The following is a 16,440-nucleotide window of genomic DNA, read 5'->3' on the forward strand; positions in this document are numbered from 1 at the left end:
TGACGCGACCTTCTCACGGGGATTAACTCACGTCCTAAATTAAGCCGATGGACCGGAAGCGGCCGGGCCCGCCCACGGTGTCGGTCCTCCCGTCGTCCCTGAAAGGGCCCTGGAGCCATGCGCAGTTGCAGAGCCGCCGTCACCGGTGCCGTCACCCTCTCCCTCGTCCTCGCCGCCACCGCCTGCGGCGGCGGCACCGGCGGTTCGGGCGGATCCAACTCCCGTCCGAAGACGCTGACCTACTGGGCCACGAACCAGGGCACCAGCCTGGAGGCCGACAAGAAGATCCTGCAGCCGGAGCTCGACAAGTTCGAGAAGCAGACGGGCATCGAGGTCAAGCTGGAGGTCATCCCCTGGTCCGACCTGCTCAACCGGATCCTGACCGCCACGACCTCGGGACAGGGCCCCGACGTCCTCAACATCGGCAACACCTGGAGCGCCTCGCTCCAGGCGACCGGCGCCCTGCTGCCCTGGGACGAGAAGAACTTCGCCACGATCGGCGGCAGGGACCGCTTCGTCGACTCCGCGCTCGGCTCCACCGGGGCCCCCGGCAAGGACCCGGCGGCCGTACCGCTCTACTCCATGGCCTACGCCCTCTACTACAACAAGAAGATGTTCGCCGACGCGGGCATAGCCAAGCCGCCGACCACCTGGGACGAGGTCGAAGCCGCCGGAAGGAAGCTCAGCAAGGACGGCAGGTGGGGCATCGGGGTCGAGGGCTCCAGCCTCGCCAACAACATCCACCAGATCTTCGTACTGGGCAAACAGCACGGCGCCGACTTCTTCACCCCCGACGGCAAGCCGGACTTCACCTCCGACGGAGCCGTCGCCGCCGTCAAGCAGTACGTCGACCTGATGGCCGCCGACAGGATCGTCGCACCCGGCAACGCCGAGTACGCCCAGAACCAGTCGCTCGCCGACTTCGCCAAGAACCGCACCGGCATGGTCCTGTGGCAGACCCCCCAGCAGACCTTCGCCGCCCAGGGCATGTCCGAGGACCAGTGGGGCGTCGTCCCGGCCCCCGTCGCCTCCGGCGCCCCCGGCCAGGGGGCCCGGACCAACTCCATGGTCGCCGGCATCAACATCTCCGTCTTCAAGAACACCAAGAACCTCGACGGCGCCCTCGCGTTCGTGAAGTTCATGACCGGCGACGAGGAGCAGATCCTCCTCAACAAGACGTACGGATCCGTCCCGCCCGTCAGGTCCGCCCAGGCCGACCCCGCCTTCAACACGGCGTCGCTGGCGGTCATCCGCGACACCCTCGCCAAGAGCGCCTCCGCACTGCCGCAGGTCCCCGAGGAGTCCCAGTTCGAGACCGTCGTCGGCACCGCGGTGAAGGAGCTCTTCGCCGACGCCGCCGCCGGCCGCCCGGTCACCACCGAGTCCGTACGGGCCAAGCTCGACAAGGCCCAGCAGCAGATGCCGAAGAAGTAGGCGGCACCTCCATGACCCAGACCGCCGTCGCCCGGCCGAGCGAGGGCGCGGTGCGCACGGCCGGACCCGGAGCGGCGCCCGCACAGCGCCGCTCCGGACGCCGCCGCATCGCCCTCCCGTACCTGCTGCTGCTCCCCGCGCTCGTCCTCGAACTCCTCGTCCACCTCGTCCCGATGCTCATGGGCATCGGCATGAGCTTCAAGGAGCTCACCCAGTTCTTCATCCGGGACTGGTCGTCCGCGCCCTGGGCCGGCCTCGACAACTACGCCGTCTCGGTCGACTTCGACGCGCCCGTCGGCCAGGCCCTGCTGAAGTCCTTCCTCACCACCTGCCTGTTCACGCTGGCGTCGGTCGCCCTCTGCTGGTTCCTCGGCACGGCCGCCGCCGTCTTCCTCCAGGAGAACTTCCGCGGCCGGGGCTTCCTGCGGACCCTGTTCCTCGTCCCGTACGCGCTGCCCGTCTACGCCGCCGTCATCACCTGGGCGTTCATGTTCCAGCGGGACAACGGCCTGATCAACCACGTGCTGCACGACCAGCTCGGCCTCGGCGACAGCCCGGCCTTCTGGCTCATCGGCGACAACAGCTTCTGGGCCCTGCTCACCGTCTCCGTGTGGAAGGGCTGGCCCTTCGCCTTCCTGACCGTCATGGCCGGCCTGCAGAACATCTCCCCGGACATGTACGAGGCGGCCGCCCTCGACGGCGCCGGCGTGTGGAGGCAGCTCCGCCACGTCACCCTGCCGTCCCTGCGCCAGGTCAACCAGGTCCTCGTCCTGGTCCTCTTCCTGTGGACCTTCAACGACTTCAACACGCCGTTCGTGCTCTTCGGCAAGGCCGCACCCGAGGCGGCGGACCTGATCTCCCTGCACATCTACCAGTCGTCCTTCCTGACGTGGAACTTCGGCACCGGATCGGCGATGTCCGTGCTGCTCCTGCTCTTCCTCCTGCTCGTCACGGGCGTGTACCTCCTGCTCACCACCCGAGGAAGGAAGGCCTCCGATGCCTGAACGCACACCACGCTCCCCCATGGCCGCGCCCCCCTCCTTCCTGTGGTCCCGGCGGATCTTCCTCACCCTGCTCACCGGCTTCGTACTGCTGCCGCTGTACGTGATGGTCTCCGGCTCCCTGAAACCCCTCGAGGACGTGTCGGGAACGTTCGAGTGGATCCCGTCCGGGCTCACGCTCCGCCCCTACCTCGACATCTGGGACACCGTCCCGCTCGCCGACTACTTCCTGAACTCCCTGGCCGTGGCGGGCGCGGCCACCGTGTTCTCCGTCGCCGTCGCGATCGTCGCCGCGTACGCCGTCAGCCGCTACGACTTCCGGGGCAGGCGCGTCTTCGCCGTCACCGTCCTGTCGACGCAGATGTTCCCCGGCATCCTCTTCCTGCTGCCGCTCTTCCTCATCTACGTCAACATCGGCAACGCCACCGGCATCGCCCTCTTCGGCTCGCGCGGCGGTCTGGTCCTCACCTATCTGACCTTCTCGCTGCCCTTCTCCATCTGGATGCTGACCGGCTACTTCGACTCCATCCCCCGCGAGCTCGACGAAGCCGCCCAGGTCGACGGCTGCGGCCCCGTCGGCGCCCTCTTCCGGGTCATCGTGCCCGCCGCCCTGCCCGGCATCGTCGCCGTCGCCGTCTACGCCTTCATGACCGCCTGGGGCGAAGTCCTCTTCGCCTCCGTCATGACCGACGACACCACCCGCACCCTCGCCGTCGGCCTCCAGGGCTACGCCACCCAGAACGACGTCTACTGGAACCAGGTGATGGCCGCCTCCCTCGTGGTGAGCGTGCCCGTCGTCGCCGGCTTCCTCCTCCTCCAGCGCTACCTCGTCGCGGGCCTCACCGCGGGCGCGGTCAAGTGATCCGCCCGGCCGCACCCGACGCGCCCGACGCTCCCTCCGCCGGCCTCCGGCCTTCCACGAAGAGGTCCACCGTGTCCGACACCACCGACCACCACACCCTCGACCTGGGTGCGTTCCCCGCGGACTTCACCTGGGGCACGGCCACGTCCGCCCACCAGATCGAGGGCGCCGTCGCCGAGGACGGCCGCTCCCCCTCCATCTGGGACACGTTCGCGCGCGTCCCCGGAGCCATCGACAACGGCGACCACGGAGACACGGCCTGCGACCACTACCACCGCTGGCCCGAGGACATCGCCCTGATGCAGGAGCTGGGCACCGACGCGTACCGGATGTCCGTCGCCTGGCCCCGCGTCGTCCCGAACGGCGACGGGCCCGTCAACAAGGCCGGGCTCGACTTCTACGACCGGCTCGTCGACGGACTGCTCGACGCCGGCATCACCCCCAACGTCACCCTCTACCACTGGGACCTGCCGCAGACCCTGCAGGACCGCGGCGGCTGGACCGTCCGCGACACCGCCGAACACCTCGCCTCCTACGCCTCCGCCGTCGCCGAGCGCCTCGGCGACCGCATCACCCACTGGGCCACGCTCAACGAGCCGCTCTGCTCCGCCTGGATCGGCCACCTGGAGGGCCGGATGGCACCGGGCCTCACGGACCTCACGGCCGCCGTCCGCGCCTCGTACCATCTGCTGCTCGGCCACGGCCTCGCCACGGCCGCCGTCCGCGCCGCCGCCCCCGGCGCCCAGGTCGGCCTCGTCACCAACCACTCCACCGTCACCCCGGTCTCCACCCGCCCCGAGGACGTCGCCGCCGCGCGCCGGGCCGACGGGCACACCAACCGCTGGTGGCTCGACCCGGTGTACGGGCGCGGTTTCCCCGCCGACATGCGCGAGCTGTACGGGGTCGAGCTCCCCGAGCGGCCCGGTGACCTGGAACTGATCTCGGCCCCGCTCGACTGGCACGGACTCAACTACTACTTCCCGGAGACGGTGGCCGACGACCCGGCCGGACCCGTCCCCCACGCCCGTGCCGTACGCCTCCCGGACGTCCCGCGCACCGGCATGGACTGGCAGATCGGCCCCGACGGCCTGGAGACCTTCCTGCTCCGCCTCACCGAGGAGTACGGCGTGCGGAAGCTGTACGTGACCGAGAACGGCTCGGCGTTCCCCGACACCGTCGGCCCCGACGGCGAGGTGCACGACCCGGACCGCACCCGCTACCTGGAGCAGCACCTCGCGGCCTGCGCCCGCGCGCTGCGCAAGGGCGCACCGCTCGCGGGGTACTACGCCTGGTCCCTGCTCGACAACTTCGAATGGGCCTACGGCTACGACAAGCGCTTCGGCCTGGTCCATGTCGACTACGCGACCCAGCGGCGGACGGTGAAGTCGAGCGGCCGCCGGTACGCGGAGATCATGCGCGCCCACCGGACGCACCGCGGGTGACCGGGCGCCCCCTGCGGCACGCGTGTCACCCGGCACCAAGGTTCGAAGAACGCTCCCCCTGTTTCCCCCACGCATCCCGAGGAGCTCCCATGTCCCCTGTCGGGTCCTCGCCGGTCCTCCGGCGCCCCGCCCCAGCCCTCCGACGGACCGCCGTCGGCGCACTCGTCACCGCGCTCGCCGGCGGCCTCCTCGCCGTCGCCCCCGCCACGACGGCCTCCGCGGCCCCCACCCTGCTCTCCCAGGGGAAGACGGCCACCTCCTCGTCCACGGAAGGAGCCTTCACCGCGGGCGGAGCCGTCGACGGCGACCTCACCGGCACCCGCTGGGCCAGCGACTGGTCCGACGCCCAGTGGTTCCAGGTCGACCTCGGCCGGAGCGCCACGCTCAGCAGCGCCGTCCTGACCTGGGAGACCGCCTACGGCAAGAGCTACGAGATCCAGGCCTCCGAGAACGGCACCGACTGGCGGACCGTCACCACGGTGACCGGCGGCGACGGCGGCACCGACGATGTCGCCCTCTCGGGCACCGGCCGCTACGTCCGGATGAACGGTCTCTCCCGGGGCACCGTCTGGGGCTACTCGCTCTGGGAGTTCCAGGTGTACGGCACCACCGGCGGCACCACCCTGCCGGGCGGCGGCGACCTCGGACCCAACGTCCACGTCGTCGACCCGTCCACGCCCGACGTCCAGGCACAGCTGGACAGCGTCTTCCGGCAGCAGGAGTCGGCCCAGTTCGGCAGCGGCCGGCACGCCTTCCTGTTCAAGCCGGGCACGTACAACGGCCTCAACGCCCAGATCGGCTTCTACACCCAGATCGCCGGCCTCGGTGTCCGTCCCGACGACACCACCATCAACGGCGACGTGACGGTCGACGCCGGCTGGTTCGACGGCAACGCCACCCAGAACTTCTGGCGCGGAGCCGAGGGCCTGGCCCTCAACCCGGTGAACGGCACCGACCGCTGGGCCGTCTCGCAGGCCTCCTCCTTCCGCCGCATGCACGTCAAGGGCGGGCTCAACCTCGCGCCCAGCGGCTACGGCTGGGCCAGCGGCGGCTACATCGCCGACTCGAAGATCGACGGCCAGGTCGGCAACTACTCGCAGCAGCAGTGGTACACCCGGGACAGCTCGATCGGAGGCTGGTCCAACAGCGTCTGGAACCAGGTCTTCTCCGGCACCGAGGGCGCGCCCGCGCAGTCCTTCCCCGAGCCCAAGTACACGACCCTCGACACCACCCCGGTCTCCCGCGAGAAGCCGTACCTCATCTGGGAGGACAACCAGTACAAGGTCTTCTCCCCCGCCAAGCGGACCAACGCCCGCGGCACCACCTGGGCGAACGGCACCCCGCAGGGCGAGAGGATCCCGCTGAGCCGGTTCTACGTCGTCAGGCCCGGCACCACCGCCGCCACCGTCAACCAGGCGCTCGCCCAGGGCCTGCACCTGCTGTTCACGCCCGGCGTCTACCACCTGGACCAGACGATCGAGGTGAACCGGGCCGGCACGATCGTCCTCGGCCTCGGCCTGGCCACGATCGTCCCGGACAACGGCGTCACCGCGATGCGCGTCGCCGACGTGGACGGCGTCCGCCTCGCCGGCTTCCTGATCGACGCCGGCCCGGTCGCCTCGCCGACACTTCTGGAGGTCGGCCCGCAGAACGCCTCCGCCGACCACGCGGCCGACCCCACCACCGTCCAGGACGTCTACGTCCGGATCGGCGGCGCGGGCGCGGGCAAGGCCACCACGAGCATCGTCGTCAACAGCGACGACACCCTCGTCGACCACATCTGGGTCTGGCGCGCCGACCACGGCGACGGCGTCGGCTGGGAGACCAACCGGGCCGACTACGGCGTCCGCGTGAACGGCGACGACGTCCTCGCCACCGGACTGTTCGTCGAGCACTTCAACAAGTACGACGTCGAGTGGTTCGGCGACCGCGGCCGCACGATCTTCTTCCAGAACGAGAAGGCGTACGACGCGCCCGACCAGGCGGCCATCCAGAACGGCACCACGAAGGGCTACGCCGCCTACCGTGTCGACGACTCCGTCACCACCCACGAGGGCTGGGGCCTCGGCAGCTACTGCTACTACAACGTCGACCCCACCATCCGTCAGGACCACGGCTTCAAGGCCCCGGCGAAGCCCGGCGTGAGGTTCCACGGCCTGCTCACCGTGTCGCTCGGCGGCAACGGCCAGTTCGACCACGTCATCAACGACATCGGCGCGCCGACCCAGGGCACCGGGACCGTCCCCTCCACCGTCGTCGACTTCCCCTGATGATCCGGCGGGTCACCCCACCGGGGTGACCTCGGTGACTCCCCTCCGGGCGGCGGCCCGTCTCCCCGTGCCGCCGCCCGGAGGGCACATGCACGTTCTGACAACGTTGTCTCCGATTCGTTCCGGCGTACGGGGGAGCACACTGGCAGGAGGGGCGGAAGGCTTGCCCCGCCCGGGGGTCGGCCGGTCCCGCCCACTCGTGGAAGAGGGTGCGCGGATGCCCAGAACCCGGTCCTCGGCCCGCTCGCGCTACGCCCCCGACCGGGGGCTCGCGACGCGCATGGCGACGACGATGTTCCTGATCGGGCTGCTGTACGTGGTCTTCGTCGGCGTCCTGCTGGTACTGCTGCGCGGCTCCTGGCCGATCATCCTGCTGATCACGGGCGCGCTGTTCGTCGGGCAGTTCTGGTTCAGCGACCGGATCGCCGCCTTGGGCATGGGGGCCCGCGAGGTGACTCGCGAGCAGGCGCCCGAGCTGCACGGCACCGTGGACCGGATCTGCGCGCTGGCCGACATGCCGAAACCGAAGGTCGCGATCGCCGAGAGCGACGTGCCGAACGCCTTCGCCACCGGCCGCGGCGAGAAGACCGCGCTGGTCTGCGTCACGACCGGCCTCCTGCGGCGCCTCGAACCGGAGGAGCTGGAGGGGGTCCTCGCGCACGAGATGTCGCACGTGGCGCATCGGGACGTCGCCGTCATGACCATCGCGTCCTTCCTCGGCGTCCTCGCGGGGATGATGACGCGGGTCGCGCTCTACAGCGGTCTCGGCCGCAGCCGGGACAGCACCATGGGCCTCGCCGCGGTCCTCGTCCCCGTGGTCAGCGCCGCCGTCTACGTCGTCAGCTTCCTGCTGACCCGCGTCCTGTCCCGCTACCGCGAACTCGCCGCCGACCGCGCCGCCGCGCTCCTCACGGGCCGCCCGTCGGCGCTCGCCTCGGCGCTCACCAAGGTGAGCGGCGAGATGGCCAGGATCCCGACGAAGGACCTGCGCAAGGCGGAGCCGTACAACGCCTTCTGGTTCGCTCCCGCCTTCTCCTCCAAGGAGAGCCTGAGCCGGCTGTTCTCCACCCACCCCACCCTGGAGCAGCGGCTCGAACAGCTCACGCGGATCTCGGCGCAGCTCGGCGGGGCGTGACGGCAGTGGGGCTCCTCGACAGCATCCTCGGGCGCAGCAGGCCGGTCCGGCCCGATCTCGACCGTCTCTTCGGGCTGCCGGCCGCGGCACTCACCCTTCAGGCAGGCACGGGCTTCGTCCCGGCCGGCGCCGGGTCGGTGTGCTTCGCGGCGGTGGAGGGCGGTGCCTTCGCGCGCCTGAAGGCAGACGTACGGGATCTCCTCGACGCCGGGGCGGGGGCCGGCCCCGATCCGGGCGCGGGCGGCGGCGAGGGCCGGGACGCGGGGCCGGGGGCGGGCGGCGGCGAGGGCCGGGACGCGGGGCCGGGGGCGTACCCCGTGACGTACACCTCGGACGCGTACGGCTACACCTGGCTGACCGTACGACCTCCCGCCGAGGACCTGATCACGCTGGTCAATGACCTGCACGCGGTCAACGCGCTCCTCGAGGAAGCCGGCTTCGGCCCCAACCTGCTCTGCTCCCTGACAGCGTTCCGCGCCCCGGCGGCCGGAGACGATCCGGGAGCCGACGGACACCGGGCGCGCGACCTCGCGCTCGTGTACCTCTACAAACGCGGCACCTTCTACCCCTTCGCGCCGCGCACCGATCGAGCCGAGACGCGCGACAACGCCCTCGAGCTCGAGGTCAGGGGCCTGCTCGCCGGCGACCTGGCGATGGAGCCGGACATGGAGCGATGGTTCCCGGTGTGGGGCGCGCCGGGACTCGGCGGGGCGGAGGGGATCCCAGGGCCTTGATCACCGCCCGGCCGGGCGGTGCAGGTCGGCGGCGTGCGGCAGGAACGGGAATTCACCGGCGGCCACGTGCCGGGCGCCACGTACATCGAGCTCGGCAGCCTGACCGCCCAGGTCGCCGGCGCCCCCGACAGGGCGGTCGTGGCCTGCGGTCACCGCGAGCGCGCCATGACCGCCGCCAGCCTGCTCGAACGTGCCGGGCCCACCGGCATCGCGGTCCTCGACGGCGTACCGCGCGGGTCCGCCGTCGAGGACGGCGATGTCGGTGGGCCCGCGCCGGTGAACGCCACTCCCAGGGGACCGCGCCCCCGGACCGTGCGGCAGGTGTGGCCCGGGACGCGGAGGGAAGCCTGTGAGGCGACTCGTACGGGAGGGGAATCCGTGGCGGACGTGGACGTGGTGGTCGTGGGCGCGGGGGTGCTGGGCAGGTCGGTCGCCTACGCGCTGGCCTGTGCCGAGCCGGAGCTCCGGATCGTGTTGTCGGGCCGGCGCGGTCCCGGCGCCTCGCGGGCAGCGGGCGCGATGCTCGGCGTGCTCGGCGAGGTGACGGCGGCCGGTCTGCGAACCCGGCACGGCGGACTTCGCCTGAACATGGCGGTGGAGGCCGCCGCGCGCTGGCCGGCCTGGCGCGAGGGCGTACGGGAGCGGGCCGGGGCGGCGGCTCCCGCGGACGGGTACGGGGCGGGGACGTACGTCCTGCTGAACACGGTGTCCGGGCCGCTGGACGAATCGGCGGTCGAGGCCATGCGCACGGCCGGCGCCCGCCACGGACTGCCCGTCGAGGAGAGTGCCGTCCCGGACGTCCCCGCGTACCGGCCGCTGGACAACGACCGGGCACTGCGGGCCGTCTTCCTGCCGCGGGAACGTTTCCTGGACGCACGACGCTGGCTGCGGAGCCTCGACGCGGCACTCCGAGCACTGCCGAACGTGCACCGCACCGGGACCGGCCGGCTGCGCGCTCATGGAAGCGGGTACGAACTCGCCACGCGCGAGGGCGCGTTCAGGGCCGGCCGGGTCGTCGTCGCGGCCGGGGCGTGGTCGAGCGCGCTCCTGGAGCGTGTCGACCCGGAACTGCCCGTCCTGCCGGTGGTCGCGGCGGAAGGCAGCGCCGTCGCCCTCCGCCCCTCCGCCGCCCCCGTGCCGCCGGTGGTGTTACGCACCCCCAATCGCGCGTACGCGTGCGGGCTCCACGCCGTCCCGCAGGCCGACGGCACCTGGTACCTCGGCGCCTCCGCGGCCCCCGCACTCCTCCCGGGCGACGCACCGACCGCCGGCGCGCTGCACTTCCTCCTCGGCGCGGGTCTCGGCCAACTGCACCACGGTCTGACCGGCGCGAGGATCGACCGGGTCCACCACGGCAACCGCCCTGTGGGCCTCGACGGACACCCGCTCCTGGGGAACGCCGGACGCCCCGGCCTGTGGGTGGCCACCGGCACGCACCGCGACGGCCTGCACGCCTCCCCGCTGATCGCCCAGGAACTCGCCGGCGAGATCCTGCGCGGCGAACCGAGCCCCTGGCTCGCGCCGTGGCGGCCGAACCGGCAGCCGATCTCCGACTGGACGACCGCCGAGGCCGTCGAGGAGGCGGCGGCCCACCACGCCGCCCTCGCCGCCGAGTCCCGCATGCGCCCACCGCTGACGGGCGACTGGCCCGGCCTGCTCGCGGGCGCCTACCGGCAGCTCATGGAGCAGACGTACGCCGGGATGCCGGACGGCTACGTGCTCCCCCCGGAGCTCGCGCCGCTCGGCTACGAACACGGGCCGGCCCTCGCGAAACTCGCGCAGCGCCACCTCGACCGCCTGGCGGCCGGGTAGAGCCCCTACCCAGGCGGTCAAGGTGCGCGAGGCCCGGCGCTCAAGGGGACGGGGCCGGGCCCGTTCCTTCCGTGACCCGAATGCCCCAGGGGCTGCGCGCCCCGGCCGTACGGACCGGAGGATGGGAAAGCCCCGCGGTACCGCTTGCCCAGCAGCGCCGCAGTCCCACCGTCCTCCCGCGGAAAGGGTCCCGTCATGACGTCGAGGAAATCGTTCGACGACCCCGCCTTCCCGTTCCGCGCGTCGGACGGGGGCCGTTACGGCGAGGACGTGTTCCGGCCCGAGCAACCCGGTGAGGGCGAGCGGATCGATCTCGGGGCGCTCGCGTACGACGACCTCACCCTGACGCGGCTGCGCGCCCTCGGTGCCGGGCCGGGGTGGCGGTGCCTGGACATCGGTGCCGGTACGGGCACGGTCTCGCGGCGCCTGCTGCGCGAGGCGGAGGTGGCGGGCGTGCTGGCCGTCGACCGCGATGTGCGGTTCCTCGCCGAACGGCCCGTGCCCGGCCTCGACGTGCTCCAGGCCGACATCACCGCTCCGGACTTCGCGCCGGGCCGGTTCGATCTGGTCCACGCGCGGTTCGTGCTGATGCATCTGCCGGAGCCCGAGCGGATGGTGTCCGCGCTGGCCGGGCTGGTGGCGCCCGGCGGGGTGCTGGTCCTCAGCGACGCGGTGGACCTCACCAGCAACCGTACGAAGACGGAGGGCGACACCCCGTACGCCGCGGCGATGCGCGCGATGTGGCAGGGGCTGCGCGCTTCCATCGGCACGGACGTCTCGTGGGTGCCGTCGTATCCGCAGCTGCTGCGCGCGGCCGGCCTGAGGGCGGTCGGCGCGGAGATGTACGCACCGCCGCTGCTGCGGGGAAGTCCGATCAGCCGTTTCTGGGCGGACACGTGGGAGCGGAGCCGGGCGTCGATGGTCACCACCGGGCTGATCGACAGCGCGGGCATCGACGCGGCGGTCCGCTACCTGGACTCGGACGCGTGCGCCGCGCTGTCCGCCGGGATGCTCACCGCCTGGGGCCGCAAACCGGGCGCGACGAGCGACGGCGAGCGGTGACGCCCTCGGGGCCGTGACGAGCCGCACGGTACGCAGCGTCGTCACTGCCTCCCCGCCCGCCCTCATCCCACAGGCCCACCTGCGCTACGCCCCGACACCCGCAAGAGCGGCGGAAGCGGCGGCGCACCGCCAACACATGGACTTCCTCAGTGGCCGGTCCACTCCGAGCTCGATCAGCGCCAGACTTCGTGCTCGTCCCGGAAGTGCGGCCACGGGCGTCCGGCCTGTCGTGCCGCGAGCAGGTGCTTGATGCCCGCGATCCAGGTCCCTGGCTGGAGGAATTCGAGCAGGTACCGGTCGAGTTCCGAAGGTGCCATCTGGAGCGTCCAGCCAGGGGTCATCGTCACACCACCGGGGAGCGGCAGGGCCTGTAGTTGCTCTTGGTGGTGGATTTCCATGAACACTTCGCCGGGGCGGGGGGCTCGGGGGCCTGGCGGTCTGACCCAGTGGGCATCCAGGCCGGCGGTCCGAATGAGGCGGGTGAGCACGGGGCCGGAGGTCTCGACGGTGAAAATGACGTAGTCGCCGATGAGGCGCGCGCAGAGGGTCGGGTCGAGGGGGTAATTCGCCCATGGAACGCGCAGCGGGTCTCGGGCGGTGCTGTCCAAGGTAGTGGCGTGCCAGTTGTGGTCCTCTCGTCGGCCGGCGATGCCGGCGCTCGCGAGTGCCGCGCCGAAGGCCGACTGGAACTGGGCGTTGAACTGCTCGGAGGAGAGGCCGTTCCGGGAGCAGGCTTGTTGGTCGACGACGGCGAGGGCGCGCGCTCCCGGCACCACGGTGGCGTGGATGCCGTCCGCTGCTGCCTGCCGGGCAGCGGACTGGAGCATGTCGAGGTGGGTACGCATCGGGAGATCGAGGTCGTGCAAGCGCTGTGCGGTGTCGGGGCCGGGGAGCGGGCCGCCGTCCAGGATGGCGGCTCTGGCCTGGTTGATCCGCCGAAGTTGAGTGCTGCGTTTGGCGTTCGGGTTGGTCTTGATCTCCTCGGTGAGGGGTGGGTTGGTCTCGTCCCAGAGGGTGATGTCGCCGATGCGCAGGCAGTTGGTCACGTCGTGCAGGAGGGCGAAGTGGCCGTCGTCCTTGAAGGCCCTCTCCGCACGGTCCCGTTCTGCCGCGAGGCCGGTCTTGCCGTGCATGGGGCCGGGGCTGTCATTGCGGCTCAGTGCGAGGACGAAGGGTCGGTGGAACCCGAAGGCCCTCCAGGCCAGGGCATCGCCGACGGAGCGGAGCTGGCTCCCCAGCCGTTCACAGACCGCGTGCTCGAACCGCCACGTCGCCTCGTCGGAGAGGTCGCGTCCGGATTGGGGTTCGGGGGCGTCCGGGTGCGGGGCCTTGCCCTTCTTCATCCGCTCGGCGGCCTTCTTGAACTCGTATCGGTCTCTGTCGATTTCGAGGATGCGGTCGAGCAGATCCTGTTGGAACTCGTAGCCCGCTGCGGCGGAGTCGATGGCCCTGACCTGCTCGATGAGATGGGCGAGCGCCGGCTGCATCGCGATGTGGCGCGGGTGCATCAGCATGTCGTCGGGGGTGTAGTGGGTGGCGTCCAACAGGCTCATCGGCTCAGTGTGCCGACGAGGCAGGCACTGCGCGAGGGGATTGCGCCTCTGGGCCTTGAGCGCTGAGATTCCGGCGGGCGGGCCGGGGTCGGCCTGGGCCCCGGTCACCGCAGGTCCGTGCCGCGGGTCACTGCAGTCCGAGGCGCCGCGCGATCTCCTCGGTGTGCCGCAGGCGTGCCGGTGCGGCGTCGCCGAGGGCCGTGACGACTCCGGCGACGACGGTCTCGACCACGGCGAGGGTCGGGACGAGGCTGTCGTACGGTGAGGGGGTCGTGACCAGGCTGGGAAGGACGACCTCGGCGTGCGCGGAGACCGGGGAGAGCCAACGGTCGGTGAACAGGATGACCTTCGCGCCTTGTTCGAGGGCGAGTTGGGCCATGGTTACCTTGTCCTGCTCGTAGCGGCGGTGGTCGAAGACGACCAGGACGTCGCGGCGGGTGAGCGTACCGAGTGCCGCGGTGCGCTCGACGTCGCCCGCGGGCAGGAGCTGGATGTCGTCGCGCAACTGCATGAGGTGCAGTCCGAGGTACTGGGCGAGGAGATGCGTGAAGCGGCCGCCGGTCAGGGTGATGCGCCGTTTGCCGTCGGCCAGGAGTGCGACGGCGTGTTCCAGGTCGTGCGGCGGGAGTTCGGTGAGGGTCTGCGCGACGGCACCGCCGAACAGCCTGCTGCCCTGTTCGAGCAGGGATGCTTCGCCGTCCGGTGCCTTGTCGGTGCGGGTGCGGTCGGCGGATTCGTACAGGGACAGGGGTGAGGCGTTGCGTTCGTCGAGTTCCTCGCGCAGCGCGGTCTGGAAGTCGGGGAAGCCCCGGTAGCCGAGCCGGTTGACGAAGCGGATGACGGTGGGGGCGCTGACGCCCGCCCGCTCGGCGAGGACGGCGACGGTCTCGAAACCGGCCGAGGGGTAGTTGGCCAGGAGGACGCGGGCGACCTTGCGCTCGGCCGGGCTGAGGTCGCCCAGCTTGTGCCGGATCACGTCGGCGAGTGCGCCGGAGGCCATCGCGGGTTCCTTTCTGGGTCGTCGGCGGGCGTGCGGCCCGCGTGCCGAGCCTAATGCCGATCGTCCGCGCCGCGATCGCGGCCGCCGCGCCCCGCCGACGGCGGTGGGTGCTCCCGCACCGGGCAACGGCGCGGTGAACCGGTGCGGGAGCGTCGGGGGCGGCGTCAGCCGCTGCGGCTGTCGCCGAGGTCGGCGATGAGGGAGGCGAGCAGGGCGACCCGGGCCGGGACCGTACGGACGTCGAGCCACTCCTCGGGGGTATGGTCGGCGCCGCCGACCGGCCCCAGACCGTCCAGGGTCGGGACCCCTGTGCCGGCGATGGTGTTGGCGTCTCCCACGCCGCCTGTCGCCGTGCCGCCGAAGGTCAGGCCCAGGCGTACGCCGATGTCCTGGGCCCGCGCGAGCATCCGGCGGGAGGCGGCTGTGTCTTCCATCGGCGGGCAGGAGGCGACTTCCTCCACGGTGGCACGGGTGCCGGGGACGACGGGCCGCGAGGCGGCCTCCTCGAGGGCGGCGGTGGCCGCGCGCATGCCCCTGTCCGTGGCCGAGCGGATCTCGACGAGGAGTTCCGCCTCGGAGCAGACGATGTTGTAGCGGCTGCCCGCGCGCACGACGCCGACGTTGAGGGTGACGCCCTCCCACGTGCCGTTCAGCGCCTGGATCGCGATGACGAGGTGGGCGGCGGCCAGGGCCGCGTTCGCTCCCCGTTCGGGTTCGATGCCCGCGTGTGCGGCGCGGCCGGTGACGGTGACCCGGAAGTCGGCCACGCCCTTGCGTGCGATGACCAGGTCGCCGTTCTCCCGGGCGCATTCGAGGGCGAGGGCGTAGTGCGCTCCTTCGGCCGCCCGCCGGGTGACGGGTCTGCTGGCGGGTGAGCCGATCTCCTCGTCGGGTGTGGCGAGGAAGACGAGTTCCGCGTAGTCATCGATGCCTGCCGAGGCGAGGACCTCGAGGGCTGCGAGGCCTGCGATCAGGCCTCCCTTGTCGTCGCTGACGCCGGGTCCGTGGGCGAGGGGTCCATCGAGGGAGAAGGGGCGTTCGACGGCGGCTCCGTCGTCGAAGACGGTGTCCATGTGCGCGGCGAGGAGGATTCTGCGGCCTCCGTCCGCGACGGCGAGGCGGCCTTGTCTGCGGCCGATGAGGACATCTCCGGTGCGGTGTCCTTGGGCCGAAGGCAGTGGGACGCGTTCCACGGAGAAGTCCAGGCGCTCGAGGTGGGCCCGGACCAGGTCGGCGACCCGGTTGACTCCGTCGGCGCTGTACGAGCCGGAGTCGATCGCGACGAGTTCGGCCAGGTCTTCCAGGTACCGCGCCTGATGTGCCTGGGACAGGGACAGCAGCACGTCGTCGAGGGGCTGCTGCCGGGGCGGGGCGCTCACAGGACCTTCGACAGGAAGGCGCGGGTGCGTTCCTGCTCCGGTTCGGCCAGGACCCGTCGGGGGTCACCGGATTCGACGACGACGCCTTCGTCCATGAAGACCGCGAGGTCGCCGACTTCGCGGGCGAAGCCGATCTCGTGCGTGACGACGACCATGGTCATGCCGTCGTCCGCGAGCCGGCGCATGACGTCGAGGACGTCGCCGACGAGTTCGGGGTCGAGCGCCGACGTCGGTTCGTCGAACAGCATCAGTTTCGGTTTCATGGCGAGGGCGCGGGCGATGGCGACGCGCTGCTGCTGGCCGCCCGAGAGCTCGGCCGGGTAGTGGCCCTCCCTGTCGGCGAGCCCCACCTGGTCCAGCAGGGCCCTCGCCTCCTCGCGGGCCTGTTCCCTGGCGGTTCCGGCGACCTTGACGGGGGCCTCCATCACGTTCTCCAGGGCCGTCATGTGCGGGAAGAGGTTGAACCGCTGGAACACCATGCCGATGTCGCGCCGTCGGGCAGCGACCTCGCGCTCCCGCAGCTCGTGGAGGCGGGTGCCCTGCGGCCGGTATCCGACCGGTTCACCGTCGACGGAGAGCCGTCCTCCATCGATCTTCTCCAGATGGTTGATGCACCGCAGGAACGTGGACTTGCCGGACCCGGAGGGCCCGAGCAGGCAGCACACCTGACCGCGTTCGACCGTCAGGTCGATGCCCTTGAGGACCTGGAGCTTCCCGAAGTGCTTGCGCACGCCCTCGGCGTGCACCATGGGCGCG

The 16,440-nt window shown here is 71.6% G+C and carries 13 protein-coding genes; 9 read left to right on the top strand and 4 right to left on the bottom strand.

Annotated features, from left to right (window positions below; translation table 11 throughout):
• Window positions 1-117: 117 nt before the first annotated feature.
• The 9 genes from ACF07V_RS07235 to ACF07V_RS07275 all read left to right on the top strand — a co-directional run bounded on the left by ACF07V_RS07235 (window position 118) and on the right by ACF07V_RS07275 (window position 11,752).
• Window positions 118-1,434 (top strand): ABC transporter substrate-binding protein, encoded by a 1,317-nt coding sequence (locus ACF07V_RS07235; RefSeq protein ID WP_392151960.1) that lies wholly within the window; start codon window positions 118-120, stop codon window positions 1,432-1,434.
• Window positions 1,435-1,445: 11 nt separating this feature from the next.
• Complete coding sequence (locus tag ACF07V_RS07240) at window positions 1,446-2,438, top strand: carbohydrate ABC transporter permease (protein WP_392151962.1); 993 nt, start codon at window positions 1,446-1,448, stop codon at window positions 2,436-2,438.
• 19 nt (window positions 2,439-2,457) lie between these two features.
• Window positions 2,458-3,297: a carbohydrate ABC transporter permease gene (locus ACF07V_RS07245; RefSeq protein ID WP_392152378.1), complete on the top strand. Its 840-nt coding sequence runs from the start codon at window positions 2,458-2,460 to the stop codon at window positions 3,295-3,297.
• A gap of 71 nt (window positions 3,298-3,368) precedes the next feature.
• Window positions 3,369-4,739 (top strand): GH1 family beta-glucosidase, encoded by a 1,371-nt coding sequence (locus tag ACF07V_RS07250; protein ID WP_392151964.1) that lies wholly within the window; start codon window positions 3,369-3,371, stop codon window positions 4,737-4,739.
• 89 nt (window positions 4,740-4,828) lie between these two features.
• On the top strand, window positions 4,829-7,009 hold the full coding sequence (locus ACF07V_RS07255) for a discoidin domain-containing protein (protein ID WP_392151966.1): 2,181 nt from the start codon (window positions 4,829-4,831) through the stop codon (window positions 7,007-7,009).
• 217 nt (window positions 7,010-7,226) lie between these two features.
• Window positions 7,227-8,144, top strand: a complete 918-nt coding sequence (gene htpX / locus ACF07V_RS07260) for a zinc metalloprotease HtpX (RefSeq protein WP_392151968.1) — start codon at window positions 7,227-7,229, stop codon at window positions 8,142-8,144.
• Window positions 8,145-8,149: 5 nt separating this feature from the next.
• Window positions 8,150-8,878 carry a hypothetical protein gene (locus tag ACF07V_RS07265; protein ID WP_392152380.1) on the top strand — a complete coding sequence of 243 codons (729 nt, stop codon included), beginning with the start codon at window positions 8,150-8,152 and terminating at the stop codon, window positions 8,876-8,878.
• A gap of 33 nt (window positions 8,879-8,911) precedes the next feature.
• Window positions 8,912-10,690 (top strand): FAD-dependent oxidoreductase, encoded by a 1,779-nt coding sequence (locus tag ACF07V_RS07270; protein WP_392151969.1) that lies wholly within the window; start codon window positions 8,912-8,914, stop codon window positions 10,688-10,690.
• 195 nt (window positions 10,691-10,885) lie between these two features.
• Window positions 10,886-11,752, top strand: coding sequence for a class I SAM-dependent methyltransferase (locus tag ACF07V_RS07275; protein ID WP_392151971.1), 867 nt, complete (start codon window positions 10,886-10,888; stop codon window positions 11,750-11,752).
• 173 nt (window positions 11,753-11,925) lie between these two features.
• Here ACF07V_RS07275 and ACF07V_RS07280 read toward each other — a convergent pair whose 3' ends face one another.
• The 4 genes from ACF07V_RS07280 to ACF07V_RS07295 all read right to left on the bottom strand — a co-directional run bounded on the left by ACF07V_RS07280 (window position 11,926) and on the right by ACF07V_RS07295 (window position 16,433).
• Complete coding sequence (locus ACF07V_RS07280) at window positions 11,926-13,413, bottom strand: hypothetical protein (RefSeq protein WP_392151972.1); 1,488 nt, start codon at window positions 13,411-13,413, stop codon at window positions 11,926-11,928.
• Between the two features lie 19 nt (window positions 13,414-13,432).
• A complete protein-coding gene (locus tag ACF07V_RS07285) occupies window positions 13,433-14,305 on the bottom strand; it encodes a MurR/RpiR family transcriptional regulator (RefSeq protein ID WP_392151974.1) in 873 nt (290 codons plus the stop codon).
• A 164-nt stretch (window positions 14,306-14,469) separates the two neighbouring features.
• Window positions 14,470-15,684 (bottom strand): M20 family metallopeptidase, encoded by a 1,215-nt coding sequence (locus tag ACF07V_RS07290; RefSeq protein ID WP_392151975.1) that lies wholly within the window; start codon window positions 15,682-15,684, stop codon window positions 14,470-14,472.
• Complete coding sequence (locus tag ACF07V_RS07295; RefSeq protein ID WP_392152382.1) at window positions 15,681-16,433, bottom strand: amino acid ABC transporter ATP-binding protein; 753 nt, start codon at window positions 16,431-16,433, stop codon at window positions 15,681-15,683. Before ACF07V_RS07295 ends, ACF07V_RS07290 begins: the two co-directional genes overlap by 4 nt.
• Window positions 16,434-16,440: the final 7 nt, after the last annotated feature.

Source organism: Streptomyces sp. NPDC015661, assembly GCF_043077765.1.
Lineage (GTDB): Bacteria > Actinomycetota > Actinomycetes > Streptomycetales > Streptomycetaceae > Streptomyces.

Coding starts and splice junctions, on each gene's coding strand:
- ACF07V_RS07235 (WP_392151960.1), top strand. CDS start 118: ATGCGCAGTTGCAGAGCCGCCGTCACCGGTGCCGTCACCCTCTCCCTC.
- ACF07V_RS07240 (WP_392151962.1), top strand. CDS start 1,446: ATGACCCAGACCGCCGTCGCCCGGCCGAGCGAGGGCGCGGTGCGCACG.
- ACF07V_RS07245 (WP_392152378.1), top strand. CDS start 2,458: ATGGCCGCGCCCCCCTCCTTCCTGTGGTCCCGGCGGATCTTCCTCACC.
- ACF07V_RS07255 (WP_392151966.1), top strand. CDS start 4,829: ATGTCCCCTGTCGGGTCCTCGCCGGTCCTCCGGCGCCCCGCCCCAGCC.
- htpX (WP_392151968.1), top strand. CDS start 7,227: ATGCCCAGAACCCGGTCCTCGGCCCGCTCGCGCTACGCCCCCGACCGG.
- ACF07V_RS07275 (WP_392151971.1), top strand. CDS start 10,886: ATGACGTCGAGGAAATCGTTCGACGACCCCGCCTTCCCGTTCCGCGCG.
- ACF07V_RS07285 (WP_392151974.1), bottom strand. CDS start 14,305: ATGGCCTCCGGCGCACTCGCCGACGTGATCCGGCACAAGCTGGGCGAC.
- ACF07V_RS07295 (WP_392152382.1), bottom strand. CDS start 16,433: ATGGTGCACGCCGAGGGCGTGCGCAAGCACTTCGGGAAGCTCCAGGTC.